Source organism: Mycolicibacterium sp. 624, assembly GCF_040548615.1.
Classification (GTDB): Bacteria; Actinomycetota; Actinomycetes; order Mycobacteriales; family Mycobacteriaceae; genus Mycobacterium.
Map to the genome: position 1 here is coordinate 132,690 of NZ_JBEPRZ010000004.1, position 25,279 is coordinate 157,968.

24 protein-coding genes are annotated in these 25,279 nt (G+C 66.6%); 14 read left to right on the forward strand and 10 right to left on the reverse strand.

Annotated elements, in window-relative coordinates; all coding sequences use genetic code 11:
- Position 1: 1 nt before the first annotated feature.
- From ABIA65_RS17180 to ABIA65_RS17195, 4 genes are all read right to left on the reverse strand, one after another.
- Positions 2-2,722, reverse strand: coding sequence for a molybdopterin-dependent oxidoreductase (locus tag ABIA65_RS17180; protein ID WP_354524303.1), 2,721 nt, complete (start codon positions 2,720-2,722; stop codon positions 2-4).
- On the reverse strand, positions 2,719-3,543 hold the full coding sequence (locus ABIA65_RS17185) for an FAD binding domain-containing protein (protein WP_354524304.1): 825 nt from the start codon (positions 3,541-3,543) through the stop codon (positions 2,719-2,721). Before ABIA65_RS17185 ends, ABIA65_RS17180 begins: the two co-directional genes overlap by 4 nt.
- A 98-nt stretch (positions 3,544-3,641) precedes the next feature.
- Positions 3,642-4,268: a winged helix-turn-helix transcriptional regulator gene (locus ABIA65_RS17190; protein WP_354524305.1), complete on the reverse strand. Its 627-nt coding sequence runs from the start codon at positions 4,266-4,268 to the stop codon at positions 3,642-3,644.
- Entirely contained in the window at positions 4,265-4,996 is a 732-nt protein-coding gene (locus tag ABIA65_RS17195) for a hypothetical protein (RefSeq protein WP_354524306.1), read from the reverse strand. Before ABIA65_RS17195 ends, ABIA65_RS17190 begins: the two co-directional genes overlap by 4 nt.
- An 85-nt stretch (positions 4,997-5,081) precedes the next feature.
- Here ABIA65_RS17195 and ABIA65_RS17200 point away from each other — a divergent pair, with 85 nt between their 5' ends.
- A complete protein-coding gene (locus tag ABIA65_RS17200; protein WP_354524307.1) occupies positions 5,082-5,990 on the forward strand; it encodes an alpha/beta fold hydrolase in 909 nt (302 codons plus the stop codon).
- A 29-nt stretch (positions 5,991-6,019) separates the two neighbouring features.
- Here ABIA65_RS17200 and ABIA65_RS17205 read toward each other — a convergent pair whose 3' ends face one another.
- A complete protein-coding gene (locus tag ABIA65_RS17205; RefSeq protein WP_354524308.1) occupies positions 6,020-6,661 on the reverse strand; it encodes a CYTH domain-containing protein in 642 nt (213 codons plus the stop codon).
- Between the two features lie 160 nt (positions 6,662-6,821).
- Here ABIA65_RS17205 and clpB point away from each other — a divergent pair, with 160 nt between their 5' ends.
- The 6 genes from clpB (at position 6,822) to ABIA65_RS17235 (ending at position 13,936) form a co-directional block, all read left to right on the forward strand.
- Positions 6,822-9,368 (forward strand): ATP-dependent chaperone ClpB, encoded by a 2,547-nt coding sequence (clpB, locus tag ABIA65_RS17210; RefSeq protein WP_354524309.1) that lies wholly within the window; start codon positions 6,822-6,824, stop codon positions 9,366-9,368.
- Positions 9,369-9,516: 148 nt separating this feature from the next.
- The gene (ttfA, locus tag ABIA65_RS17215) at positions 9,517-10,320 is read left to right on the forward strand and encodes a trehalose monomycolate transport factor TtfA (RefSeq protein WP_241401295.1); all 804 of its coding nucleotides are present in this window, start codon (positions 9,517-9,519) and stop codon (positions 10,318-10,320) included.
- 71 nt (positions 10,321-10,391) lie between these two features.
- A complete protein-coding gene (locus ABIA65_RS17220; protein WP_354524310.1) occupies positions 10,392-11,168 on the forward strand; it encodes an SDR family NAD(P)-dependent oxidoreductase in 777 nt (258 codons plus the stop codon).
- 10 nt (positions 11,169-11,178) lie between these two features.
- Positions 11,179-12,078, forward strand: a complete 900-nt coding sequence (locus ABIA65_RS17225; protein ID WP_354524633.1) for a hypothetical protein — start codon at positions 11,179-11,181, stop codon at positions 12,076-12,078.
- The gene (locus tag ABIA65_RS17230) at positions 12,071-12,724 is read left to right on the forward strand and encodes a TrmH family RNA methyltransferase (RefSeq protein WP_354524311.1); all 654 of its coding nucleotides are present in this window, start codon (positions 12,071-12,073) and stop codon (positions 12,722-12,724) included. Before ABIA65_RS17225 ends, ABIA65_RS17230 begins: the two co-directional genes overlap by 8 nt.
- A gap of 15 nt (positions 12,725-12,739) precedes the next feature.
- On the forward strand, positions 12,740-13,936 hold the full coding sequence (locus tag ABIA65_RS17235) for a glycoside hydrolase family 76 protein (RefSeq protein ID WP_354524312.1): 1,197 nt from the start codon (positions 12,740-12,742) through the stop codon (positions 13,934-13,936).
- A gap of 8 nt (positions 13,937-13,944) precedes the next feature.
- On the opposite strand, the gene ABIA65_RS17240 is transcribed toward ABIA65_RS17235, so the two are convergent.
- Positions 13,945-14,565 carry a 3-oxoacid CoA-transferase subunit B gene (locus ABIA65_RS17240; RefSeq protein WP_241405870.1) on the reverse strand — a complete coding sequence of 207 codons (621 nt, stop codon included), beginning with the start codon at positions 14,563-14,565 and terminating at the stop codon, positions 13,945-13,947.
- Between the two features lie 47 nt (positions 14,566-14,612).
- The gene (locus ABIA65_RS17245; RefSeq protein ID WP_241401291.1) at positions 14,613-15,380 is read right to left on the reverse strand and encodes a CoA transferase subunit A; all 768 of its coding nucleotides are present in this window, start codon (positions 15,378-15,380) and stop codon (positions 14,613-14,615) included.
- A 211-nt stretch (positions 15,381-15,591) separates the two neighbouring features.
- On the opposite strand from ABIA65_RS17245, the gene ABIA65_RS17250 reads away from it, so the two are divergent.
- The gene (locus ABIA65_RS17250) at positions 15,592-16,359 is read left to right on the forward strand and encodes an IclR family transcriptional regulator (protein WP_354524313.1); all 768 of its coding nucleotides are present in this window, start codon (positions 15,592-15,594) and stop codon (positions 16,357-16,359) included.
- Here the strand turns inward: ABIA65_RS17250 and ABIA65_RS17255 are convergent.
- Positions 16,350-16,961 (reverse strand): TetR/AcrR family transcriptional regulator, encoded by a 612-nt coding sequence (locus ABIA65_RS17255; protein ID WP_241405868.1) that lies wholly within the window; start codon positions 16,959-16,961, stop codon positions 16,350-16,352. The two genes, ABIA65_RS17250 and ABIA65_RS17255, sit on opposite strands and share 10 nt — an antisense overlap.
- A 108-nt stretch (positions 16,962-17,069) precedes the next feature.
- On the opposite strand from ABIA65_RS17255, the gene ABIA65_RS17260 reads away from it, so the two are divergent.
- From ABIA65_RS17260 to ABIA65_RS17270, 3 genes are read left to right on the forward strand one after another with little or no spacing between them, the layout of a single operon-like run.
- Complete coding sequence (locus ABIA65_RS17260) at positions 17,070-18,110, forward strand: Rieske 2Fe-2S domain-containing protein (protein ID WP_354524314.1); 1,041 nt, start codon at positions 17,070-17,072, stop codon at positions 18,108-18,110.
- Between the two features lie 7 nt (positions 18,111-18,117).
- Positions 18,118-19,197 (forward strand): NAD(P)H-dependent amine dehydrogenase family protein, encoded by a 1,080-nt coding sequence (locus ABIA65_RS17265; RefSeq protein ID WP_241401289.1) that lies wholly within the window; start codon positions 18,118-18,120, stop codon positions 19,195-19,197.
- Between the two features lie 9 nt (positions 19,198-19,206).
- Positions 19,207-20,112: an LLM class F420-dependent oxidoreductase gene (locus ABIA65_RS17270; protein WP_354524315.1), complete on the forward strand. Its 906-nt coding sequence runs from the start codon at positions 19,207-19,209 to the stop codon at positions 20,110-20,112.
- Here ABIA65_RS17270 and ABIA65_RS17275 read toward each other — a convergent pair.
- The gene (locus tag ABIA65_RS17275) at positions 20,109-20,765 is read right to left on the reverse strand and encodes a VTT domain-containing protein (RefSeq protein ID WP_241405867.1); all 657 of its coding nucleotides are present in this window, start codon (positions 20,763-20,765) and stop codon (positions 20,109-20,111) included. The two genes, ABIA65_RS17270 and ABIA65_RS17275, sit on opposite strands and share 4 nt — an antisense overlap.
- 124 nt (positions 20,766-20,889) lie before the next feature.
- Here ABIA65_RS17275 and ABIA65_RS17280 point away from each other — a divergent pair, with 124 nt between their 5' ends.
- The 3 genes from ABIA65_RS17280 (at position 20,890) to ABIA65_RS17290 (ending at position 24,114) form a co-directional block, all read left to right on the forward strand.
- Positions 20,890-21,909, forward strand: a complete 1,020-nt coding sequence (locus tag ABIA65_RS17280; RefSeq protein WP_241401287.1) for an alcohol dehydrogenase catalytic domain-containing protein — start codon at positions 20,890-20,892, stop codon at positions 21,907-21,909.
- Positions 21,910-21,984: 75 nt separating this feature from the next.
- Positions 21,985-23,022 carry a class II fructose-bisphosphate aldolase gene (gene fbaA / locus ABIA65_RS17285; RefSeq protein WP_241401286.1) on the forward strand — a complete coding sequence of 346 codons (1,038 nt, stop codon included), beginning with the start codon at positions 21,985-21,987 and terminating at the stop codon, positions 23,020-23,022.
- A 150-nt stretch (positions 23,023-23,172) separates the two neighbouring features.
- Positions 23,173-24,114 carry an alpha/beta fold hydrolase gene (locus ABIA65_RS17290; RefSeq protein ID WP_354524316.1) on the forward strand — a complete coding sequence of 314 codons (942 nt, stop codon included), beginning with the start codon at positions 23,173-23,175 and terminating at the stop codon, positions 24,112-24,114.
- Positions 24,115-24,173: 59 nt separating this feature from the next.
- Here ABIA65_RS17290 and ABIA65_RS17295 read toward each other — a convergent pair whose 3' ends face one another.
- Positions 24,174-25,127, reverse strand: a complete 954-nt coding sequence (locus ABIA65_RS17295; protein WP_354524317.1) for a LysR substrate-binding domain-containing protein — start codon at positions 25,125-25,127, stop codon at positions 24,174-24,176.
- Positions 25,128-25,279 lie beyond the last annotated feature (152 nt).

Here is a 25,279-nt window from a genome sequence, read left to right on the forward strand (position 1 = left end):
GCTACGTCTTGGCCTCGGTCAGTTGGCTGGACAGCCCGGCGTAGATGCGCTCCGGTGTCAGCGGCAAGTCGCGGTAGCGCACTCCCGTCGCGTCCTGCAGTGCGTTGGCCAGCGCAGGCGCTACCGGGTTGATACAGGATTCGGCGATACCCTTCGACGCCATCGGTCCCAGCGAATCGTGTGACTGCACCAGCAGCACCTCGGTGCGGGGTGTGTCGGCGTAGGTGGGGATGCGGTAGTTGCGCAGGTTGGGGTTGGTCATCACGCCGTTCTCGTCGACGTGGAAGTTCTCGGTGAGGGCGAAGCCGATGCCCTGGGCGACACCGCCCTCAATCTGGCCGCGCACCTGCGCCGGGTTGATGACGACGCCGGCGTCGGTGGCCTGCACGCTGTAGAGGACGCGGATCTCGCCGGTCACCCGATGCACGGCGATCCGGAAGCCGTGCGCATTCGACGAGACGCTGCGCGGTGATCCGTATGCCTTGCGAGACTCGGTGAGTCGGATGCCCCGAGCCCTGGCGGCGGCGAGCAACTCCAGGAGGGTGAGGCGGCCGGCGCCACACCGCACGCCGTCGTCGTCCATCGCGCATGACGCGACGTCGACCCCGGTATGGCGCGCGGCGAAGCGCAGAATGGCCTCGCGCAGGGCGGTCGAGGCCCTGTGCACGGCGTTACCGGAGACGAACAGGCCCGCGCTCGCGAACGCGCCGGTGTCGAATCCGGTCCGGTCGGTGTCGGACTGCACCAGGTGCACACGGGACGGAGTGGTCCCGAGCACCGTTGCGGCGATCTGCACGTGCGCAGTGGACGTGCCCTCGCCGAATTCGACGGTACCAACCGCGATCTCGAAGACCCCGTCGTCGCGAAGCGTGGCCCACGCGTCGGATATGTGTTCCGTCGGGGGCGCCGTCTCGTGGATCGAACACGCGGTTCCCGTGCCGGTCAGCCAGTCCGGACCGAGGTCCTCAACATCGGCGGCGGTGCGTGCCAGCGCGGCGTCCACCGTGTCGATGCACTCAGTCAGGGAGTCCTCGGTGAAGCAGACGTCATCGGGGTGGTGGCCGAGCGCCTCCAGTGCATCCCCGGGCTGGATGACGTTGCGGCGGCGTAACTCCAGCGGGTCGATGCGCAGTGCCCTGGCCAGCTCGGTCATCGCGGACTCGACGGCGAAGGTGGGCTGGGTCATGCCGTAGCCGCGCAGCGCCCCGCTGGGCACGGTGTTCGTGTACACCGAGTAACCGTCAAACCTCTTGTTGGCGCACCGGTACGCCATGATGGCGGCACCCCCGGCGAACAGCGTCTCACCGCCGTGATTGCCGTAGGCGCCGGTGTTGGAGATATTGCGGAAACCGATGGCGGTCAGCGTGCCGTCGGCCTTGGCCCCAAGCCGCACGGTGATCTTCATGGGGTGCCGCGGGGATGCCGTGGTGAACTCCTCCTCGCGGGTGTACTCCCAGCACACGGGCCTTCCGGTGTCGAGGGTGGCCAGCGCGACCAGATCCTCCGATATCACCTCCTGCTTGCCGCCGAAGCCACCGCCGACCCGCTTGCAGAACACCCGGAGCTGATCGGGCCGCAGGTCGAAGAGGTGCGCGAGCTTGCCCTTGCAGATCGACGGTGACTGCGAGCTGGTGCGCACGTGCAACCGGCCGTCCTCCATCCACGCTATCGAACCGTGTGTCTCGAGGTGCACGTGCTGCACTCGCGGCGAGAGGTAGGTGCCCTCGTGAACGACGTCGGCCTCGGCGAAACCCGCTTCCACATCGCCGATCTCACCGTGCAACTCGAGCAGGATGTTGTGCTCGGGATCGTGGACGAAGGGATCGTGGGAGCCGTGCAGCTGCGGTGCCCCGTCGAGCATTGCCTCCTCGGGGTCGAACACCGCGGGCAGCACGTCGTAGGTGACGACGACGTTGCGACAGCCCTCCTCGGCCGCCGCGACCGAGTCGGCCAGCACCGCCACGACGCGTTGGCCGACGAACCGCATGACATCGTCGAGGATGAAGGTGTCATCGGGGTCGACGAGGTGGTCGGTGTGGATCGCTGTGTTGAAGTGCTTACGCGGCACGTCCTCCCACGTGTAGACGCGGTGGACGCCGGGCACCGCCAGCGCCCTCGTCTTGTCGATCGAGGTGATGCGGGCATGCGCGTGTGGCGAGTGCAGCACCTTCAGGTGCAGCATGCCCTCGATCGCGACGTCCATCGTGTACTCGGCGCGGCCGGTGACGACGTCCAAGCCCGCGGGCGCGCCGACGCTGGTGCCCACGGCGTCACCCGGTGCTGCCTCCTCGATCTCGGCGACGCCGTTGATGGCGTCCTCGATCGCGCGGTAACCCGTGCAGCGGCAGAGGTTTCCCTTCAGCGCCCGCGGCAGATTCGCCCGCTGCGCATCGGTGAACGTCGCCGCGGTCATGATCATCCCGGCCGTGCAGAAGCCGCACTGGAATCCGGGGGCGTCGCGGAACTGGCTCTGTAACGGGTGCGGGTGCTCGGGTGAGCCGAGACCCTCGATCGTGGTCACCTCGCGGTGCTCGGCGCGGAAGGCCGGGGTGATGCAGCTGTGCACGGGGTCGCCGTCGAGCCACACGGTGCACGCACCGCAGTCGCCAGCATCGCAGCCCTTCTTCACGCCGTGCCACCCGAGTTGGCGGACGAACGTGCGCAGACACTGGCCGGGTCTGGGCTCGTCGTCGAACGTCCTCCCGTTCACCGTGTAGGTCATGAATCCCCAATGCTGAGTTCGGCGCGGATCTCCTCGGCGAAGTGCTTGGCCAGATGGCGTCGATGCGCCGGTGTTCCGTTCGGATCGGCGAACCACAGCGCATCGTCCAGCTCATCGATGCGTCGGGTCAGCGCCTCGGCGTCGGGCATCGTGTCGAATGCCAGCGTGACCGGACGCGTGGTGGCCGCGGTGATGGTCAGTGCGAGATCGGATCCGCTCGGCGACTGCGTGGCGACCATGAAGATCGTCGAGCGGCCGAGCGGGGTCAGGGTGAACCGGCGGTGGGCGTGCCGCCTGCGCAGCGCGTCGAGGCGAATGCTCACCCGCTGCAACAGTTCCCCTGGCCGCAGGATGTTCGTGTGGTTACCGGTCACGAAATCGGTTGCGTCCACGGTGCGTTGGGAACCATCGGTGTCCTGCAACGTGTAGGTCGCATCGAGCGCGACGGTCATGGTGATCATCGGCCCTGCGGGCAACGACATGCAGATGTTGCCGCCGACGGTCGCGGAGTTCCAGACCTTGAACGATGCGAGGAACGCCTCACAGCTGATGGGCAGTAGCGACGCGGCCGGCCACTGCGTGGGCGCGCTGAACTCGTAAAGGTCGCGGATGGTGCACATGGCGCCGATCTCCAGACCGGAGTCGGTCACCGAAAGGTCGTCCCAGCCCAGCGGCACCAGATCGATGAGGCGGCGGATATCGGGCTGCCGATCGGAGAACAGCCACGTCCCCCCGGCCAACCACGCGTCCCCCGATCGCCAGTCGGAGCCGGGGATCTCGGCCGGTCGCCGAACGACCTCCGTCACGGTGTTGATGTCCATGAGCCCCCCTCAGCAACATGCCTGACTCTAGACAAATCCGTACCTGCGCGGCGACCGATTGGCGCAGCGGGGACGAGGCGTGCGGAACCTGCGGCCCGTCAGTCGCGGCCCAGTACCGTGGCGAGATCCTGCCTGTTGCCGCGGAATTCCCCCGCGGAGATCGCCTGATCGACGGTCAGCATCCCCGTCGCCAGGCCGAGTACAACCATGGGTTCTGCGCACAGCACAGTCTCGGGTTGCGCACCGATGTCGAGCGCGGCGTGGGTGCCAGTCCTGTCGACGCGCACCGTGACGGTTGCGCCGTCGGCCTCGACGCCGACGGTCGTCGCGACCTTGTTTCGTCTGCCGGCCAATAGCGACTCGAGCGCCACCACCAACCAGTGAGTTCGAAAGCTATCGCCTTGCGGGCCGGAAACCATGAGCGGCGTACTCCAGCTCACCAGGGCGGCGATTGGGCCGCGCAGTTCAGCACCCCACGGCGTCAGCGCGTAGGCGACGCCATTGCTGTCGGTGTCGAGCTGGCGCTGGACCACACCAGCTTCTTCCAATTCGCGCAGGCGCTCGGCCAGCAGGTTGGTGGCGATCCCGGGCAACCCGGCCTGAAGTTGTCCGTAGCGGGCCGGGCCCCCGAGAAGCTCGCGCACGATGAGCAGGCTCCACCGGTTGCCCACAACGTCGAGTGCGCGCGCCAAACCGCAGTACTGGCGATAGGAGCGCGTGGTCATCGCTCGACCTCGATGTCGTCGAAGTCGAGCGCCAGCAGGGTTGGGCGGGGCAGGACTCGGCTGCCGGGGCCTCGCGGGAGTACGCGCCGTCGGGTGGGAAAGACGAGCCCGTCGAACTCGCGGTGCTGGCCGCAGTAGAGGGCGGCCCTGGCCCAGCTGCCGACTGGTTCGGCGACGAAGTCGTGGCGGCGGATCAGTCCGTCGGTATCGACGTAGAACGTCTGCTGCTGGCAATGAGTGGCCAGTGGCGCGTGGAACGTTGCCTGGAGTCGTCGCCAAAGCTGTCCGGACTCCAACCGGGGCTCGCCCTCGGCGACGGTGATATCGCCGCGGGTGAGCAGCAGTGGTGCGGTCAGGTAGTTCCAGAACGCGTATCCGGCGAAGTAGGCGGTATCGAGCGGGTCCCACGCGACATTGCGGTGAATTCCGCTGAGCCCGTGGAAGGCCGAACGTGGGTCGGTTCGGGTGCTGAGGTGTTCGCCGTCGCGGGTTTCGATCCGGACGTCGCCCCGGTCGAACACGGCGCGCTGACCGGCGCACGGGAAGTCGTGGAGGACCGTGTGTTGCTCGGCGACGTGGACCTCAACGGTGAAGTCCGCCAGCTTGTTGCCGGGGAAGCGTTTGGGCAACAGGCCACCCAGGCGTCCCCGCGCTCTGATCACGGAAACGGACTGCCAGCTTTGGGCGCCGCCGTGTGCGGCGAGGACCTCGCCGAGAATTCCGTTCATGTGGCCGCTCCGGTTCGCTATCGGCGAGGCTTGTTAATTTCATCTTCACTTGAGATTATCAAGCCGAGTCAAGGAAGGCGGGGACATGACAACGCAACCTGTGGGCGAGCGTCCGGCGTGGGTGGACGACGAGTTGTTCCCCTTCGAGAGCCGCTTCGTGGAGCTGGACGGCAACGTCGTGCACTACGTCGACGAGGGTTCGGGGCCGATCCTGCTGATGCTGCACAGCAATCCGGTCTGGTCCTTCGTGTACCGCGAAGTCATTGCGGCCCTGCGGGACCGGTTTCGGTGCATCGCCCTGGACTTTCCAGGGTTCGGTCTGTCCACCGGCGCTCCCGGCTATCGGTTTCTGGCGCAGGACCACGCTGATCTGCTGGTGTCCTTCCTCGATCGCCTTGACCTGTCAGAACTGACCCTGGTCGGCCACGGCTGGGGCGGGCCGCTGGGCCTGTACGCCGCCCAGCAGCGGCCCGAGGCGTTCGAACGCCTCATCTTGAGCAACACATGGGCATGGCCGTTGAACGGAGATCTGAGCAGCGAGGTGTTCTCCCGCAGTATGGGAGGGGCGATGGGACGCGCGCTGATGAGACGGTTCAACCCGCTGGTCAACATCTTCATCCCGTCATCACACAAGCGCCGCAAGCTCTCCGAAGTCGAGATGGCGCACTACCGCGAGGCGACGGCCACGCCCGAGCGTCGCCAGGCCTGCGCCGCACTTCCCAGTGAACTCGTCGGGGCGCGCGAGTTCTTCACCACTCTCGCCGGCCAACTCGGCGCACTCGCGCAGTTGCCCACCCTTATCGTGTGGGCCGACGCGGATCCGATCTTCACCGACAAGTATCGAGTGCGTTTGGAGGCGACCTTCCCCAATCACACCACGGCAGTTCTCCGGGGAGTTGGCCACTTTCCGCAATCCGATGCACCAGCAGAGTTCAGTGCGACCATCGAGACGTGGTGGGCCGGACTGGCCGGCCGGGGTGGCACTACCTCATAAAAGTACGCGGGCCCGACGAGCTTCGGGTCTCACAGGTGCTCACCAGCGCGTCGGGCCTCGAACTGGTTGTGGCCCAGGGTGTCGACGAATGTCGGTCCGAGCAGATCGAGTTCGCGTCGGTAGTCCTCGGCCCAGGCGCCGAACGGGTGGTGCGCCAGGAACTCGTTGCGAAACCGGTCGTCCTCGGACACCTCGGTCGCGCAGAACTCGGGTATCACCAGATCGGTCACGGGGCCGCCGCGCTCGACCTCGGAGAGCACCAGGGGAGCGTTGCCCGCCAGGAACCGGTCGATGATCCAGCCGTCCTCACCGAGCCAGACGGAGTAGCGCACCTTGGCGACGACATGCTCCGCGCGCGCGATGATCTGCCCGACGACCAGTGGATCGAGGCTTCGTTCGGCCTCATAGCGGGTGCCGCCGGTGGCAGGGCCCTTCGCCGTCATGGTGCCCATCGCGTCGTCGCCAAGCGATTCCACCAGCGCGCCGGCGGTGGTGTCCCATTCGCCGGGGGCGGGTCCCTGCAGGCGGACCCGTACCGCGTAGCCGTCGGACGCGAACAGATAGGCCTGCACGATCAGCATGGGACTGGGATCAGAGGTTGCGACGGCAGGAACTTCGTGGAGGAAGAACTTCCGTTCGAACTCGAAATCGCCGAAGCCGGACTCGGACATATGCAGACGGTAGCCCTGCCGCGTCGAATGACGCCGCGGGAAATGCGCGATGTCGCCAAAATTGGCTAGAGTTGAGCGGAACAGACTCAACCTTGACTGCGTTGAACAACCCGAGAAGCATTTCTCCCCAGCCGTATGAAACCAAGAAAGGTGAGGTGTTGTGGACTCCTTCAACCCGACCACCAAGACGCAGGCGGCGCTGACTTCAGCACTGCAGGCGGCAACCGCTGCAGGCAACCCCGAAATTCGCCCAGCCCATCTATTGATGGCGTTGCTGACCCAGAACGACGGTATCGCCGCCCCGCTGTTGGAAGCGGTCGGTGTCGATCCCGCCATCATCCGTGTCGAGGCCGAGCGCATGGTCGAACGGCTGCCGAGTGTCAGCGGCGCCAATTCGACACCGCAGCTGTCCCGTGAATCGCTCGCTGCGATCACCGCAGCGCAGCATCTCGCGACCGAGATGGACGACGAGTACGTCTCGACCGAACACCTGATGGTCGGACTGGCCACCGGGGACAGCGACGTGGCCAAGCTGCTCACCGGCGCAGGCGCATCCCCGCAGGCTCTGCGTGAGGCGTTCGTCAAGGTCCGTGGCAGCGCGCGGGTCACCAGTCCCGACCCGGAGGCCACCTACCAGGCGTTGGAGAAGTACTCCACCGACCTGACCGCACTCGCCCGGGAGGGCAAGCTGGACCCGGTCATCGGGCGCGACAACGAGATTCGTCGCGTCGTGCAGGTGCTGAGCCGGCGCACCAAGAACAACCCGGTGCTCATCGGCGAGCCCGGTGTTGGCAAGACCGCGATCGTCGAGGGTCTGGCCCAGCGCATCATCGCCGGCGACGTGCCGGAGAGCCTGCGCGACAAGACCGTCGTCTCGCTGGACATGGGGTCCATGGTTGCCGGCGCCAAGTATCGCGGTGAGTTCGAGGAGCGGCTCAAGGCCGTCCTGGACGACATCAAGAACTCGGCCGGTCAGGTCATCACGTTCATCGACGAACTGCACACCATCGTGGGTGCGGGTGCCAGCGGCGAGTCGGCGATGGACGCGGGCAACATGATCAAGCCGATGCTGGCCCGCGGTGAACTGCGGATGGTCGGTGCCACCACGCTCGAGGAGTACCGCAAGTACATCGAGAAGGACGCCGCCCTGGAGCGGCGCTTCCAGCAGGTGATGGTGGGCGAGCCGTCGGTGGAGGACACCATCGGCATCCTGCGCGGTCTCAAGGACCGCTACGAGGTGCACCACGGCGTGCGGATCACCGACTCCGCGCTGGTGGCGGCGGCCACACTGTCCGATCGCTACATCACCTCGCGCTTCCTCCCGGACAAGGCGATCGACCTGGTCGACGAGGCCGGTTCGCGGCTGCGCATGGAGATCGACTCCCGTCCCGTCGAGATCGACGAGGTCGAGCGGCTGGTCCGCCGGCTGGAGATCGAGGAGATGGCGCTGGCCAAGGAGGAGGACGACGCGTCCAAGGAACGGCTGGAGAAGCTCCGCGCCGAACTGGCCGACCACAAGGAGAAGCTCTCCCAGCTGACCACCCGGTGGCAGAACGAGAAGGGTGCCATCGACGTCGTCCGTGACCTCAAGGAACAGCTGGACAACCTCCGCGGTGAGTCCGAGCGAGCCGAGCGTGACGGCGACCTGGCCAAGGCGGCCGAGCTGCGGTACGGCCGGATCCCCGAGATCGAGAAGAAGCTCGACGCCGCGCTGCCCCAGGCGCAGGCGCAGGAGAACGTCATGCTCAAGGAGGAGGTCGGCCCCGACGACATCGCCGAGGTGGTGGCGGCCTGGACCGGCATCCCCGCCGGACGGATGCTCGAGGGCGAGACCGCCAAGCTGCTGCGCATGGAGGACGAACTCGGCAAGCGTGTCGTCGGGCAGCACAAGGCCGTGCAGGCCGTGTCCGATGCCGTGCGCCGGAGCCGGGCCGGGGTCGCCGACCCCAACCGCCCGACGGGCTCGTTCCTGTTTCTGGGCCCCACTGGCGTCGGCAAGACCGAGCTGGCCAAGGCGCTGGCGGACTTCCTGTTCGACGACGAGCGGGCGATGGTTCGCATCGACATGAGCGAGTACGGCGAGAAGCACTCCGTCGCGCGTCTGGTCGGTGCGCCTCCCGGCTACATCGGCTACGACCAGGGTGGCCAGCTCACCGAGGCGGTGCGCAGGCGTCCGTACACGGTCGTGCTGTTCGACGAGGTCGAGAAGGCTCACCCCGACGTGTTCGACGTGCTGTTGGCGGTCCTCGACGAGGGCAGGTTGACCGACGGGCAGGGTCGCACCGTCGACTTCCGCAACACCATCCTCATCTTGACGTCCAACCTCGGGTCGGGCGGCACCGAGGAGCAGGTGATGGCGGCGGTCCGCGCGGCGTTCAAGCCGGAGTTCATCAACCGGCTCGACGACGTGCTGATATTCGATGCGCTGCAGCCCGATGAGCTGGTCCGCATCGTCGACATCCAGCTGGATCAGCTGCAGAAGCGGCTGGCGCAGCGACGGCTGACCCTTGAGGTGTCGCTGCCTGCCAAGCAGTGGCTGGCAGAGCGCGGTTTCGACCCGCTCTACGGTGCTCGTCCGCTGCGCAGGTTGGTGCAGCAGGCCATCGGTGACCAGCTGGCCAAGATGCTGCTGGCGGGTGAGGTGTACGACGGCGACACCGTTCGGGTCGACGTCACAGCCGACGGCGATGGCCTCGTCTTGAGCTGAGTTATCCCCCGCCACCAGACGGAAAGTCCCCTCATTCAGCCCGGATGAGGGGACTTTGCGTCTGCTCGGCAAAACGAGTCGCCACGTGACCGGGTTGTGATCTGTTCGAGTTCGAACGAAACCGCTACCAACAAGTAGGCTGGGGGCAATGGTTCCTCTCTGGTTCACGTTGTCCGCACTCTGTTTCGTGGGTGCGGCCGTGTTGCTGTACGTCGACGTTGACCGTCGACGCGGGTTGGGCCGTCGCCGTAAGTCCTGGGCGAAGTCGCACGGATTCGACTACGAGCAGGAATCAGGTGACATCGTCAAGCGCTGGAAGCGCGGCGTGATGTCCACCGTCGGCGATGTGTCAGCCAAGAACGTGGTCCTCGGTCAGATCCGTGGCGAGGCCGTCTTCATCTTCGATCTCGAGGACGTCGCGACCGTTATCGCGCTGCACCGCAAGGTCGGCACCAACGTCGTCGTCGATGTCCGGCTCAAGGACATCAAGGAGCCCCGCGAGAGCGATGTATGGCTGCTCGGCGCCATCGGCCCACGGATGGTCTACTCGACCAACCTCGACGCCGCGCGCCGCGCGTGCGATCGCCGCATGGTGACGTTCGCCCACGCCGCCCCGGACTGCGCCGAGATCATGTGGAACGAGCAGAACTGGACGCTCGTGGCCATGCCGGTCACCAGCACCCGCGCGCAGTGGGATGAGGGTCTGCTCACCGTGCGGCAGTTCAACGATCTGCTCCGCGTGCTTCCGCCCGTCCCGCAGCCCAGCCCCAACGGCGTCACGGGTCCGTCCCTGGCCCGGCGCGGAGGCTCACCCGGCCGTCCGCTCGCGGCGGCACCGGCGCTGCCCGCAGGCCGTGGCGACCAGCCGCCGAGTCGGGCCGACGTGGGTCGTTACACCCAGCAGCGTCCGCCGGCTCGCAACATCCGCCAGTCACCGCACTATCAGCGCTAGCCCCGACGGCGTCACCGCCGCGGGGGCATGCGCTGGTCGTCGAGCATCCAGACGTTGAGTAGCCTGTCGGAATGCCACGTCCCGTCGCCATGATCACCGGGCCGACGTCCGGGCTGGGTGCGGGGTTCGCCCGCCGCTACGCCACCGACGGTTACGACCTGATCCTGGTCGCCCGCGACGTCGAACGACTTGAGCTGCTCGCCGCCGAACTGCACGACGAGGCTGGCGCGCACGTCGAGGTTCTGCCGGCCGACCTGGCCGTCGAGGCCGATCGTGCGAAGGTCGCCGAGCGGCTGTCCCGCGGTGTGCGAATCCTGGTGAACAATGCCGGATTCGGCACGTCGGGCGAGTTCTGGTCGGCTGACCTAGCGGTCCTGCAGTCGCAGCTCGACGTCAACGTCACGGCCGTCATGGCACTGACCCACGCGGCACTGCCGCCAATGCTCGCCGACGGCGCGGGCACGGTGATCAACGTCGCCAGCGTCGCCGGTCTGCTGCCGGGCCGGGGCTCGACCTACTCGGCATCCAAGGCCTGGGTCATCGCGTTCTCCGAGGGACTGGCCAACGGCCTCGGTGGCACCGGGGTCGGCGTGCACGCACTGTGCCCGGGTTTCGTACGCACCGAGTTTCACGAACGGGCCGGTATCGACATGGCTGGCACCCCGTCGATCCTGTGGCTCGAGGTCAACGACGTCGTCCGCGACACGCTGGCCGGCGTCGCCAAGGGGCAGGTGGTCATCGTGCCGGGTCTGCAGTACAAGTTGCTCACCACAGGCGGGCGGATGGTTCCGCGAAACCTGGTGCGCGCCATGACCAAGGTCGTGGGCCGCGGCCGTGGGCGAACCTGACGTGCGCGCAGTGCGGGCACTAGTCGCGACCGTGTTGGCCGTCGTCACGACAGCCGCTCTGGTGTCCTGTTCGGGTGACGCCGATGCGGCGGGCCCGTACGGGGCGCAGTCGGTCAAGATCGGTGAGTCCCAGGCGGTCTTGGGCTGGAACCTGTCGGTGGCCAATCTTCGGTTCGAGGGCGACTACGTACTCGTCGACGTCGACGCCGCCCCGACGGATCCCGCTGCACCCCATGCCAAACCGGAGAGCATCCGGTTCGGCCTCTACGGGGCGCTGGTCCACCCGATCGAGTCCAACGCCATCGGCGGGTGCGCCGACGTCACCAGCCTGAGCACGCAACCCGCCACCGCGGGTCCCGACACGCTCTCCGGCACGGTGTGCCTGGGCCCGATGCGGGACCAGGCGCAGGTGCGCGGCGTGTACGCGTACTCCCCGCAGGATCGGATCCCGGGCACGACGGTGGCCTATCCAGCGTCCTTCCCGGTCGGACTACCGCCCATCAACGAGAACGACACGGGCCTGCGGCTGCAGACCACTAGCGTCGACGCCTTCCGCGCGGACGGCGCAAAGCTGGAGCCCACGGCACTCGGCGATCCGACCGCATTCGAGGGCAATGGCTACATGCTGCTCGGTCTCGAGATCGGTGGCGTGGCAGCCAGATATCGCGATGAGGCGCTCGCACGCGGCGGTCCTCTGATGATCGTGGTGGCACCCACGCTGCCCGGACGCGGTCTGTCGCACGCGTGCTCGGCCTACGGTGCGTCACTGCTGGTCCTCCCCGACGCCGCGCTGGACGCCATCTCCGTGCGCGCGTCGCTCTGCACGCAGGGGGAGATCAACGCCGCGCTGCTCTATCCGACTGTGTCGGTGATCGGGACGCATGCCGCGGTGTGGACCACGCGTGACTGAGGTGGGTCCCACCGAATGGGGCGCTGCCCCGGGTGTTGGGCCGTGGGACATCGACGTGCGCGGGCCGCTACCCGATGATCCGCGGTACGACCCGGACCTGGTGCGTGATGGCGACACCCGCAACGTCGTCGACGCCTACAGGTACTGGACGCGAGAGGCGATCGTCGCCGATATCGACACCCGCAGGCACCCGCTGCACATCGCGATCGAGAACTTCGGCAGCGACGCCAACATCGGGACGGTGGTGCGCACCGCGAATGCGTTCGCCGTCGACACCGTGCACATCATCGGTAAACGCCGATGGAACCGACGCGGTGCGATGGTGACCGATCGCTACCAGCGTCTGGCGCACCATGACACGACGGCCGATCTGCTGGCGTTCGCCGCGGACGCGGGTCTGGTCGTGGTCGCGGTGGACAACGTGCCGGGCGCCGTGCGGATCGAGCACACGACGCTGCCGCGAAACTGCTTGATGGTGTTCGGCCAGGAGGGACCGGGTATCACCGACGACACCAGGGACGGCGCCGCCACAACGGTGTCGATCGCCCAGTTCGGTTCCACCCGCAGCGTCAACGCGGCCGTCGCGGCGGGCATTGCGATGCACGCCTGGATAGCGCAACATGCCGACCTCGGTAGCGCCTGGTAGGGCAGGATCAACGTCATGGATCAGCTCTGGGCCAACCGTGCGGCTAGCGCAGAAGCCGCGATCGAGAAGCGTCACCTTCGAAAACTGTGGCAGTTGCCGGGCACACAGCTCGGTGTCGTCGCCTGGCCGTGGGCGCGCAAGTACCTGTTGTACGGCACATGGCACTACTGGTGGCAGGCCCACCTGTTGGACTGCCTGGTCGACGCCCAGGTCCGCGACCCGCAGCCCGAACGACTCAAGCGCATCGAACGGCAGATCCGCGCCCACTGGCTGCGCAACACCGGATGGACCAACGACTACTACGACGATATGGCGTGGCTGGCGCTGGCCTTGGAGCGGGCGGACCGGCTGTGCGGCGTGCAGCGGCACAAGGCGCTGAACAAGCTGGCCGATCAATTCCTTAACTCGTGGGTGCCCGAGGACGGCGGTGGCATCCCGTGGCGCAAGCAGGACCAGTTCTTCAACGCCCCGGCCAACGGTCCGGCTGGCATCTTTCTGGCCCGCTATGACGACCGGCTGCGCCGCGCCCAGCAGATGGCCGACTGGATCGACGAGACGCTCATCGATCCCGAGACCCACCTGGTGTTCGACGGCATCAAGGCGGGCTCATTGGTCCGCGCGCAGTACACCTACTGCCAGGGTGTGGTGCTGGGCCTCGAGACCGAACTCGCCGCGCGCACCCAGGACACCCGGCACGCGCTGCGCGTGCACCGGCTGGTCGCGGCGATCCGGGACAACATGGCCCCCGAAGGCGTCATCCAGGGCGCAGGCGGCGGTGACGGCGGGCTGTTCAACGGCATCACCGCGCGCTATCTGGCGCTGACCGCGACGACGCTGCCCGACATCACCCCCGAGGACGCCGAGGCGCGGGCCACGGCCAGTGACCTGGTGCTCAAGTCGGCCGAGGCGGCGTGGGACAACCGGCAGACGGTCGACGGGCTACCGCTGTTCGGCGCGTTCTGGGACCAAACCGCCGAGCTGCCAACGGCGGGCGGCCAGGAGGCACAGTTCGTTGCGGGCGCGGTGAACGCCTCCGCGATCCCGGAAAAGGATCTGTCGGTTCAGCTGTCCGGGTGGATGCTGATGGAGGCCGCCCACACGCTGAGCGCCGGTGACGCCACCGAAGTCGAGGTCACCGAAGCCCCCGAAGGCGAAGCCGCAGAAGACGATGCGGCCAAGGACGACGCCACCAAAGACGACACCGTCGACTGAACCGTCACTCAGTCCAGGTCGACGGTCAGCTCGGCACCGGTCGCGGAGACGACGTCGTCCACGCTGACTCCCGGCGCCAGTTCGCGCAGGATGAGCCGTCCGTCACCGGGCACGTCGATGACGCACAGATTGGTGATGATGCGGTCGACGACACCCTGACCGGTCAGCGGCAGCGTGCAGGTGGGAACGATCTTCGGGTGGCCAGCGCGGTCGGTGTGCTCCATCACGACGATGACGCGGGCCGCGCCGTGCACGAGGTCCATGGCGCCGCCCATGCCCTTGACCATCTTGCCGGGCACCATCCAGTTGGCCAGGTCGCCGTTCTTGGAGACCTCCATGCCACCCAGTACCGCGGTGTCGATGTGCCCGCCGCGGATCATGCCGAACGACAGTGACGAATCGAAGTACGCCGCACCGGCATTGACCGTCACGGTCTCCTTGCCAGCGTTGATCAGGTCGGGATCGACGGCGTCATCCTCTGGATAGGGACCCGTCCCGAGGATGCCGTTCTCCGAGTGCAGCGTGACGTGCACGTCGCCGCTGAGGTAGCCGGGGATCAGCGTCGGAAGCCCGATACCAAGGTTGACGTACTCGCCGTCGATCATCTCCGCGGCGGCGCGGGCGGCCATCTGGTTGCGGTTCCAGCCTGCGGTCGCGACGGTGTTCTCGGCGCTGCTCACTGGGCGGTTCCCTTCGATTCGCTGACGGTGCGTTTCTCGATCTTCTTGTCCTGCGGTCCGGTGTGCACGATGCGCTGCACGAAGACACCCGCGAGATGCACTGCGGCCGGGTCGATCTCGCCCGGCTCGACCAACTCCTCGACCTGGGCGATGGTGATGCGGCCCGCCATCGCGGCGAGCGGGTTGAAGTTCATGGCCGTCTTGTTGAAGACGAGATTGCCGCTGGTGTCCCCGAGTTTGGCGTGCACGAGCGCGAAGTCGGCGTTGATCGACTCCTCGAGTACGTAGCGCTTGCCCTTGAACACCCGGATCTCCTTGGGCGGTGACGCGACGGCGATCGATCCGTCGGGCGCGTACCGCCACGGGAGGCCGCCGTCGGACACCGGGCTGCCGACACCTGCGGGGGTGAAGAACGCGGGGATGCCGGCACCGCCCGCGCGCATGCGCTCGGCGAGCGTGCCCTGCGGGGTGAGTTCGACCTCCAGCTCGCCTGCGAGGTACTGGCGTGCGAACTCCTTGTTCTCGCCGACGTAGGACGCGGTGACGCGTCGTACCCGGCCGAGCCCCAGCAGCACACCGAGACCGACACCGTCGACGCCGCAGTTGTTCGAGAACACCTCGAGATCGGTTGCCGACGATGCTGCGATGGCCTCGATCAGCTGGTCCGGAATGCCGCACAACCCGAAGCCGCCGACCGCGAGGGTTGCGCCGTCGGTGATGTCGGAGACGGCATCGGCGGCCGATGAGTAGACCTTCGAGGACATGGCTCTCCTTCGTGCGCGATTCCACGTTCATTCTGCAAACGCCCGAATTCTCATGGCGCGGGCATCGCGTCGCCAATCGATTCGCTTGATAGCTACTGAACAACGAACGTTTGAGTGGAATCAAGCCCAGCGCGGCGGGGAGCTGCAAAGTGCTCGCAGAGTGAGCGTCCACCGCCTTGGTGTTCACTGAATGAACGCCTAGGATCGGGGCGTGGTCGCACAATCGCCGGGGGCGAACGTCGTCGCGCGGGTCGGCGCCATGCTGCGGGCGGTCGCCGCCGCCGAACCGGCAGGGGCGTCCACGACCGAGTTGGGCAAGGAGGCGGGCCTCGCTCGCCCGACGGCCCACCGACTGCTGGTGTCGCTTGCCGAGGAACACCTCGTGGCGCGGGACCCCAAGTCGGGACGCTGGTCGCTGGGGCCCGAGCTCTACCTCCTCGGGGTGGGTGCCGCCTATCGGTACGACGTGACAGACCAGGCCCGTGCGGTGATCACGCGGTTGGCCCGCGAGACCGGTGAGAGCGCGTTCTTCTCGGCCCGGCGTGGCGATGAGACGGTCTGCGTGCTCAGTGAGGAGGGCAGCTTCCCGCTGCGTTCGCACGTGCTGCACGTCGGGATCAGGTTCCCGCTCGGCGTCGCCAGTGCCGGTCTGACGATTCTCTCCCATCTGCCGGACCGCGACGTCGACGGGTACTTCAGCCGCGTCCAGCCGGAATCGGGTTGGGGGCCCGCGCATTCCGAGGCGGCGATCCGTGCCCGCATCGCCGCCGCACGGCACACCGGTTACGCGGTGAACCCGGCGTTGATCGTCGAGGGCAGCTGGGGCATCGGCGCGGCGGTGTTCGACCGAGGCGGCAGACCCGCATGGGCACTCAGCCTCACCGGCGTCGAGACGCGGTTCAAGCCGGAGCGTCACCACGAGTTGGGCACGCTGCTGCTCGAGCAGGCTCACGTGCTGTCGGGCCGGCTTCAGGTCTGAGGTGCTTGGGGCCGGGAGTCCCGTAGGTAGTTGACGATCGCACTGGTCAGCCCGCGGCGGGCCAGTTCCAGGTCGTAGTAGGAGCCGAGCTGACGCTCCGAGGCAAGGCCGCGCATCGCGCCGGGAATGAACGAGGCGACCTCGCGAACGCGCTCGGGGTCGACGTCGACGCCGGCGAACGCCGTCTGGCAGGCCTCGATCCAGCTGCGACCCCACGACTGCAGCTCGGCGCTGGTCTGCGGGAACAGTCGCTCCAGTTCGTCACCGTCACGCGGCAACGCCGCCCGCAGTGTCTCGATGGCCCGTGAGTCGGGCGCGCTGAGCCCGTCGAACAGCAGGTCAATGATCGCCGCTACGCGTTCGGCAAGGGGCGCAGCGGGATTGGCGTGGGAGTGGGTGCCGATGAGCGCTTGCGCGAAGAGCGAGTCGACCTGGCCACGGCGCTCGGCGGTGCGGCGCAGCACGGCGGCCCACAACCCGTCGATATCGCCGAACTGGTACTTCACCGCGCCCCAGGTGACGCCGGCATCCTTGGCGATGCGGTTGGCCGACGCGGCGGACGCGTCACCGGTGGCCAGTGCCCGCAGCGCAGCCTCGAGCATGGCGTCGCGGGTCGCCTCGCCGCGACGGTTTGTCCGTCGGGACTCAACCGGCTCCACGATCTTCCCAGACACTTGACGAATCGTAGAGCCCTCTGTGATTCTTGTCGAATGGCCAAACCGCCACTCTCGATGAAGCCGACCGGATGGTTTCAGGTCGCGTGGTCAGACCAGGTCGGTGTCGGCGAAGTGCACGCCATGAAGTACTTCGACACCGAGATGGTCGCGTGGCGCTCGGCGTCCGGCCAGGTGACCGTCATGAACGCCTACTGCGAGCATCTCGGCGCCCATCTCGGTTTCGGCGGCCATGTCGAGGGCGAGGTGATCGAATGCCCGTTCCACGGCTGGCAGTGGAACAGCGAGGGCCGCAACGTCTGTATCCCGTATGAGCCGCGCCCCAACCGGGGCCGCCGTATGCGGACCTACCCGGTGGCAGAGCGCAATGAGTCGATCTACATCTGGCACGACGTCGAGGGGCGCGAGCCGTTCTTCGAAGCCCCGGACGTTTTCGCGAGCTTCGCCGACGGCAGCAGCGCCGCCGACTACTACCCGCAACAGCGCCTGTACCGCGAGACCCTCGAGATGCACCCGCAGTACGTGCTCGAGAACGGTGTCGACTTCGCGCACTTCAAGTTCGTGCACAAGACGCCGATCGTGCCGGTGTTCACCCGCCACGACTTCGCCGACGCGGTGTCCTACGTGGACTTCACCATCACGTTCGAAGGCGATGACGGCCAGCGGATCGAGGACGTCAACAGTGGCGTCGAGGCCATCAACGGCGGTCTGGGCATCGCGGTGACCAAGAGCTGGGGGATGATCGACAACCGCACGATCTCAGCAGTCACGCCGGTCGACGATGCTACCTCGGATGTGCGCTTCATGGTCTACATCGGGCGCACGCCCGGCAAGTCCGACGATCCCGCACGCCAGGAGCGGGCGCGAGCGAAAGCAGCGGAGTTCGGCGACGAGGTCATCCGCCAGTTCGCCCAGGACATATACATCTGGAGTCACCAGCGCTACTCGGATCCGCCGGCCCTGTCGACATCGGAGTACGAGGGCTTCACCGCGATCCGCAAGTGGGCCATGCAGTTCTATCCCGATGGTCGCGGCGGCAGCGCCGCCGACCTCGCGTCAACCAACGAGAAGGTTTGAGGTAGTGATGAATTCACCCATACGTGTCTTTCAGGTGGCGACGGGCAACGTCGGCTCCGAGATGATCAAGCGGATCGGCAACCGCACCGACCTCGAACTGGTTGGGCTGCACTGCTACTCGCCCGACAAGGTCGGTCGTGACGCCGGCGAGATCGTGGGCCTACCACCGATCGGGGTTATCGCCACGGGTTCGGTGGATGAGATCATCGCCGCCAAACCCGATGTGCTGACGTTCCACGGTGTCTTTCCGGATGAGGACCTCTACGTCAAGGTGCTCGAGGCCGGTATCAACATCGTCACCACCGCCGACTGGATCACCGGCTGGCACCGCGACACCAACCACCCGCATCCCTCGGGCATGCCGGTGACACAGCTGCTGGCGCAGGCGTGTGAGCGCGGCGGGTCCACCTTCTACGGCACCGGAATGAACCCGGGGGTCAACCAGATCCTCGGTGTGGTGTGCTCGGCCGATGTCGCCGAGATCGAGAACGTCACCACCATCGAGTCGGTCGACGTCTCGTGTCACCACAGCAAGGACACCTGGATCGAGGTCGGCTACGGACTGCCTGTTGACGATCCGTCGATCCCGGGCAAGTTGGAGAAGTACACCCGCGTCTTCGCCGACAGCGTGCTGATGATGGCCGATTGCTTCGGCCTGGAACTCGACGAGGTCAAGTTCAGCTACGAACTCGGCGCCTGCACCAAGGACGTCGACCTGGGCTGGTACACCCTGCCCAAGGGGTCGCTCGGCGGCAACTACATCCGCTACCAGGGCATGGTGAACGGTGTGCCGAGGGTCGAGACCCACCTGGAGTGGCAGATGACCCCGCACACGGACCCGAGCTGGGATATCAAGGGCTGCTACATCACTCAGATCAAGGGTGACCCGTGCATCTACAACAAGCACATGATCTTCCCCAAGCCCGGCGTTGACCTGTCCAACCCCGAGAACTTCGCCTCGATCGGCATGACCGTCACCGGCCTGCCCGCGCTCAACGCCATAGCCTCGGTGGTGGCCGCGCCTCCGGGACTGCTCACCAGCGCCGACGTGCCACTGCGGGGATTCGCCGGAAGGTTCAAGGCATAACATCGGGGGATGACCTCCCCCCAGCGCCCTGACATCGACTTCCCCAGCCGCGTCGGTGTCTGGTGGGCCAGCGAGACGTGGGCCATGCCTGATGCACTCGAGGTGGCCCGTGAGATCGAATCACTGGGCTTTGGTTCGCTTTTCATCCCCGAGGTGACGGGCAAGGAGTGCCTGACACAGTCGATGGCGTTCCTGAACGCCACCGAGCGGCTGGTCGTCGGCACCGGCATCGCCAACATTCACGTCCGCATCCCCTCGGCCGCCGAGACGGGTGCCCGCACCATCAGTGCGCTGTTCCCGCGGCGGTTCATTCTCGGACTCGGCGTCAGCCATGCCCCGCTGGTGGAACACGGCATGGGTGGCACGTATGCCAAGCCGTTGGCGACCATGCGCGGCTATCTGGAGAAGATGGCGGCCGTCCCCGAGGCGATCGAACCCGGCGCGGGCAGGCCTGTCCGGCTTCTCGCCGCGCTCGGTCCCAAGATGATCGAACTGTCCGGCACGGACGCCGACGGAGCGCATCCCTACCTGGTGCTGCCCTCCCAGACCCGCGTCACGCGCGACATCTTGGGCCCCGACAAGTGGATCGTCTCCGAGCAGGCCGTGGCAGTCGGTGGCACAGCCGAGGAACAGCTGGCATGGGCGCACGGGCATCTGAACGTCTACAGCACCCTGCCGAACTACCGGAACTCGTGGCTGCGCCAGGGCTTCGACGAGTCCGACCTGGTTCCGGGTGGCTCCGACCGGCTGGCACGCGCGCTCGTCGGCATGGGCGCGGTCGAGGAGGCGGCCGCCTCAGTCCAGGCGCACCTCGACGCGGGGGCCGATCACGTCGTGCTGCAGGTGCTGGGGGACAGCCCGGTGATCGACCCGCGGCCTGCGCTGCGCGAACTGGCCGCTGCCCTCGAACTCTAGGACTGCTCGGGTGCCGGCTCGCCGGCGATGCCCGCGCGCTTGGCCGCGCGGCGGCGCTTGAACCACTCGAGGAAGATCGGCAGCACCGACAGCAGCACGATCAGAATGAAGATGGGTTCCAGCAGCTTCTGGATGATCTGGAAGCTGCCCAGCCAGAAGCCCAGCAGGGTCAGGCCAACGCCCCAGACGACGGCGCCGATGATGTTGAAGAGCGCGAACTTGGGGTAGCTCATCTTGGCGGCACCCGCTGTGATGGGTGCCAGCGTCCGCACGATGGGGACGAAGCGCGCCAGCACAATGGCGAAGGGGCCACGCTCCTCGAAGAAGACGTGTGCCTCGTCGAGGTACTTCTGCTTGAGGACGCGCGCGTCCGGCTTGAACATCGAGGTGCCGACGCTTCGACCGATCCAATAGCCGACCTGGCCGCCGAGGATGGCGGCGATGGGGATGAACACCAGCAGCTGCCACAGCTGGAAATTCGCCTGCGCCGCCACGTCCTGGGCGGCGTTGCCCGCGGCCAGCATGCCGGCCACGAAGAGCAGCGAGTCGCCGGGCAGGATCGGGAACAGCACACCCGACTCCACGAACACGACCACGAGGATGCCGACCAGCGCCCACGCACCGAAGTATCCGATGAGGTTCAGCGGATCCATGTAATCCGGCAGCAGCGCGAGGTTCGTGGTGGTCACGGAGCCCAAGGATACCGGCGGCAGGCATGTGCTCTGCCGTAGTGCAAACTGCGGTCCGCGACGGGGCCGACCGGAATAGCATCGACGGATGCCCACACACAAGGCTGTACACGTGGCCTCAGCTGGTGCTTCGCTGACGCTCACCGACGTCGAGACCAGTTCGCCACCACGGGGTCATGTCCGAATCGCCGTGGCCGCATGTGGCGTGTGCGGCACCGACCGCGAGTTCCATGCGGGGCACTTCCCTGGCCTGCAGTGGCCGCTGACACTGGGGCACGAGATCGCGGGCACGGTCGTCGAGGTCGGTGACGGGGTCGAGGACTTCGCGACAGGCGACCGGGTCGCCGTCGGCTGGTTCGGCGGCAACTGCAACCGATGCATCCCCTGTCGGCAGGGCCACTTCATGCAGTGCGAGCGCATGCAGGTGCCCAGCTGGCACTACCCCGGCGGCTACGCGGAGTCCGTCGTCGCGCCCGCGACGGCGCTGGCCCGTATCCCCGACGGCCTGTCGTTCGTCGAGGCCGCCCCGATGGGATGCGCAGGCGTGACGACGTTCAACGGGCTCCGGAGCACCCGGGCAAAGGCCGGCGACCTGGTCGCCGTGCTCGGCGTCGGTGGGCTGGGCCACCTCGGGGTGCAGTTCTCCCGGGCCATGGGCTTCGAGACGGTCGCGATCGGCCGGGGTACTGCCAAGGCCGACGAGGCCAAGAAGCTGGGCGCCCACCACTACATCGACTCCACGGCATCGGACGTCGCCGCCGAACTGAGGAAGCTCGGTGGCGCAACCGTGGTGCTGGCCACCGCCAACAATGCCGAGGCCATGGCCGCGACCATCGGAGGGCTGGGCCCTGAGGGCGAGCTGGTCGCCATCGGCGTCACACCCGAGAACATCCCAGTCAGCCCGCTCGACCTGATCAACTCCGGATTGTCGGTGTCGGGGCACCCGTCGGGTACGTCGCGCGATGTCGAGGAGACCATGGCCTTCGCCGTGCTGTCGGGTGTCCGGGCTGTCATCGAGGAACGACCGCTGTCTCAAGCCGCCGAGGCCTATGAGGCGATGGACACCGGCAGGGCCCGCTACCGGATGGTGCTGACGGTCTCACCCTGAGGTGTCGCCCACTTGCGGGTGTTGAGATACTGCCCTTGTCACACGGTCGACGCTGGAACTCCAGGAGGAATCCCCATGCCCATCGCCACGCCCGAGGTCTACGCCGAGATGCTGGGCCGTGCCAAGGAGCACTCCTTCGCGTTCCCGGCCATCAACTGTGTCGGATCCGAGAGCATCAACGCCGCGATCAAGGGTTTCGCCGACGCGGGCAGCGACGGCATCATCCAGTTCTCGACCGGTGGCGCCGAATTCGGCTCCGGACTCGGGGTGAAGGACATGGTCACGGGTGCCACGGCGCTGGCCGAGTTCGCGCATGTGGTGGCCGCCAAGTACCCGATCACCGTCGCGCTGCACACCGATCACTGCCCCAAGGACAAGCTCGACGGTTTCGTCCGTCCGCTGCTGGCCATCTCGGCCGAGCGCGTCGCCAAGGGCCAGAACCCGCTTTTCCAGTCGCACATGTGGGACGGCTCGGCGGTGCCGATCGATGAGAACCTCGAGATCGCCAAGGAGCTGCTGAAGCTGTCGGCCGAGGCCAAGATCATCCTCGAGATCGAGATCGGCGTGGTCGGTGGCGAAGAGGACGGCGTCGAGGCCGAGATCAACGACAAGCTCTACACCACACCCGAGGACTTCGAGAAGACCATCGACGCGCTCGGCGTCGGCGAGCACGGCAAGTACCTGCTGGCCGCGACGTTCGGCAACGTCCACGGCGTCTACAAGCCCGGCAACGTGCAGCTGCGCCCCGACATCCTGCAGCAGGGCCAGCAGGTGGCCGCCTCCAAGCTCGGACTTGCCGAGGGCTCCAAGCCGTTCGACTTCGTCTTCCACGGAGGTTCGGGCTCGCTGAAGTCCGAGATCGAGGACTCGCTGAAGTACGGCGTCGTGAAGATGAACGTCGACACCGACACGCAGTACGCCTTCACCCGGCCCATCGCCGCGCACATGTTCGCCAACTACGACGGCGTCCTGAAGGTTGACGGCGAGGTCGGCAACAAGAAGGTCTACGACCCGCGCAGCTACCTGAAGAAGGCTGAGGCCTCGATGACCGAGCGCGTCATCGAAGCCTGCAACGACCTGCACAGCAGCGGTCGCAGCGTCTCCGCCGGCTAGAAATCGTAGGCGAAGCCATAGGCAAATCGCCCTGGCGATATAGCGAAAAGGCGCTTGTGAACCACCTCGTGGAGGAGACAGTCTGGTGTCAGCACTTTCACCGAAGGTCGGTCGACGAATGTCGGCTCTGACATCGATTTTGGAGGGCCTGTGAAAGACGAGTTCGAAACTGGCATACGCGTTCCCGTAGAGACCGTCCGCGCCGGGGTGCTTGACGTCGCCTATGAACGGCACGGCGATCGACGAGGATGGCCGGTGGTGCTGCTACACGGGTTCCCCTATGCGCCGAGGTGTTATGACAAGGTGGTGGGGCCGCTCGTCGAATCCGGCGCCGACGTCGTGGTGCCCTATCTGCGCGGCTACGGCCCAACGCGATTCGTCGACGAGACGACCGTGCGCTCCGGCCAACAGGCTGCATTGGCTCACGATCTACGCGAGTTCATCGACGCGTTGGCTCTGGATGGTCCGATCGTGGGCGGCTTCGATTGGGGCGGTCGCGCTGCGTGTCTCGTGTCGGCGCTGTGGCCGGACACGGTGGCAGGACTGGTGACGGTGGACGGCTACAACGTCCAGAACATCGCCGCAGCGGCCAGACCGGCGGTGCCTGAGCGGGAAGCGATCTACTGGTATCAGTACTACCTGCACGGCGAGCGCGGGCGACGGGGCTTGGAGCAGTACCGTGCCGAGTACGCGAAGTTGTTGTGGCAGCAGTGGTCTCCGCGGTGGTCGTTCACCGATGAAACCTTGATGGCCACCGCGGAGTCGTTCGACAACCCAGACTTCGTCGACGTCGTGGTCCACAGCTATCGCCACCGTTACGGGCTGGTCGACGGTGATCCGTGCTATCAGCAGACCGAAGAAGTCATCGCCACGGAACCTGTCGTACCCGTTCCGACGGTGGTCCTCGACACCAAGCACGACGGCCTTGGGCCGCGGCCGGTATCTGGGTCCCACGAAGATCACTTCACCCGGCTCGTTGCCCACCGCCTGGTGGACGGCGGCCACGGCCTTCCTCAGGAAAACCCCGACGCCTTCACCGAAGCGATTCTGCTTCTTCACCCACATGAGCGGCCACTGCATGAACTCAGGTGAAACACTCACATACATTGAGGGACAATGCGTTTCGGAGGATGCGGAAACTATTGCTCTGCTCAGGTACCGGAGACGGACAGGGGCACGCGCATCGGCCCCGCGCGGTTCGACAGCAGTGCGCTTGGCCACGCGTTGAGGTTTCGAAGGTCGCCGAGAAACGCGTTCTCGCTCGGGGCGAGTACCCGCTCCCGGCGATAGGCGGCCACGATGGGGCGTCCAGAAGGCGGCGGATGCACCTCGACGGCGGCAAGAATTCCTTGCTCGAGTTCCTGTCGCACAGTGTGCTCGGACAACAGTGAAATGCCTAGGCCTGCACGCACCGCCTGTTTAACGGTCTCGGTACCCCACATCTCGGTCGAAGCGACGTCGTGCAGTTGCCAATCGTCGAGCGCCTCGGACTGCAGCGAGCGCGTTCCCGAGCCTTGCTCCCGCAAGATGAACCGCTGTTCCGACAGCTCCTTCGCGGCGACTCGTTTGTCCGCGAGTGGGTGATCGGGGGCGACCACCATGACGGCGAGGTCCAGCATTATCTGTTCGGTGTGCAGAGAGGTGCTCTGCGGCTCACCGACGAAGACGCCAAGCCCAACCTCGCCGGCCACCAGTCGGGCCGTGAGTTGTTCGACGTTACCGACGTATAGACCGCACTCGATGTCGGGATGCAGATGCTGAAACCGGCCGAGAAGGTGGGGGAGCAGGTAAGTGCCGACCGTCGTGGTGCCGCCCAGCCGCAGGTATCCACGGCTCAAGCCCTGGACCTGCCGCACGGCAGAGATGGCCTCCTCCCCGAGCAGAAGCAATCGCTTCGCATACTCGGCGAGCACCTCTCCCTCTGCGGTCGCCGTGGCTCGCCCGCCGGAACGGTCGATGAGGGTCGCGTCGACGGTCGCCTCCAGTTGACGGACGTGCTGCGATACCGACGGTTGGCTCATGAACAACTTGCTGGCGGCCGCGGAGAATCCTCCGCACTCGACGACCTGCAAGAAGACCCACAGCCGGTGGGAGTTGAGTTCCATGGCGACCTCGTCACGTCGGTGTGTGCTTCACCTGTAATGACAGCTTGTCCGATTTTGCCGAGATTGGCAATGGAATCGGCGATCTCCTGGCTCTGCATAGGCGTGAAATATGGCTACTATCAACATTTTCAATGGTCACAACCGTTGATTGC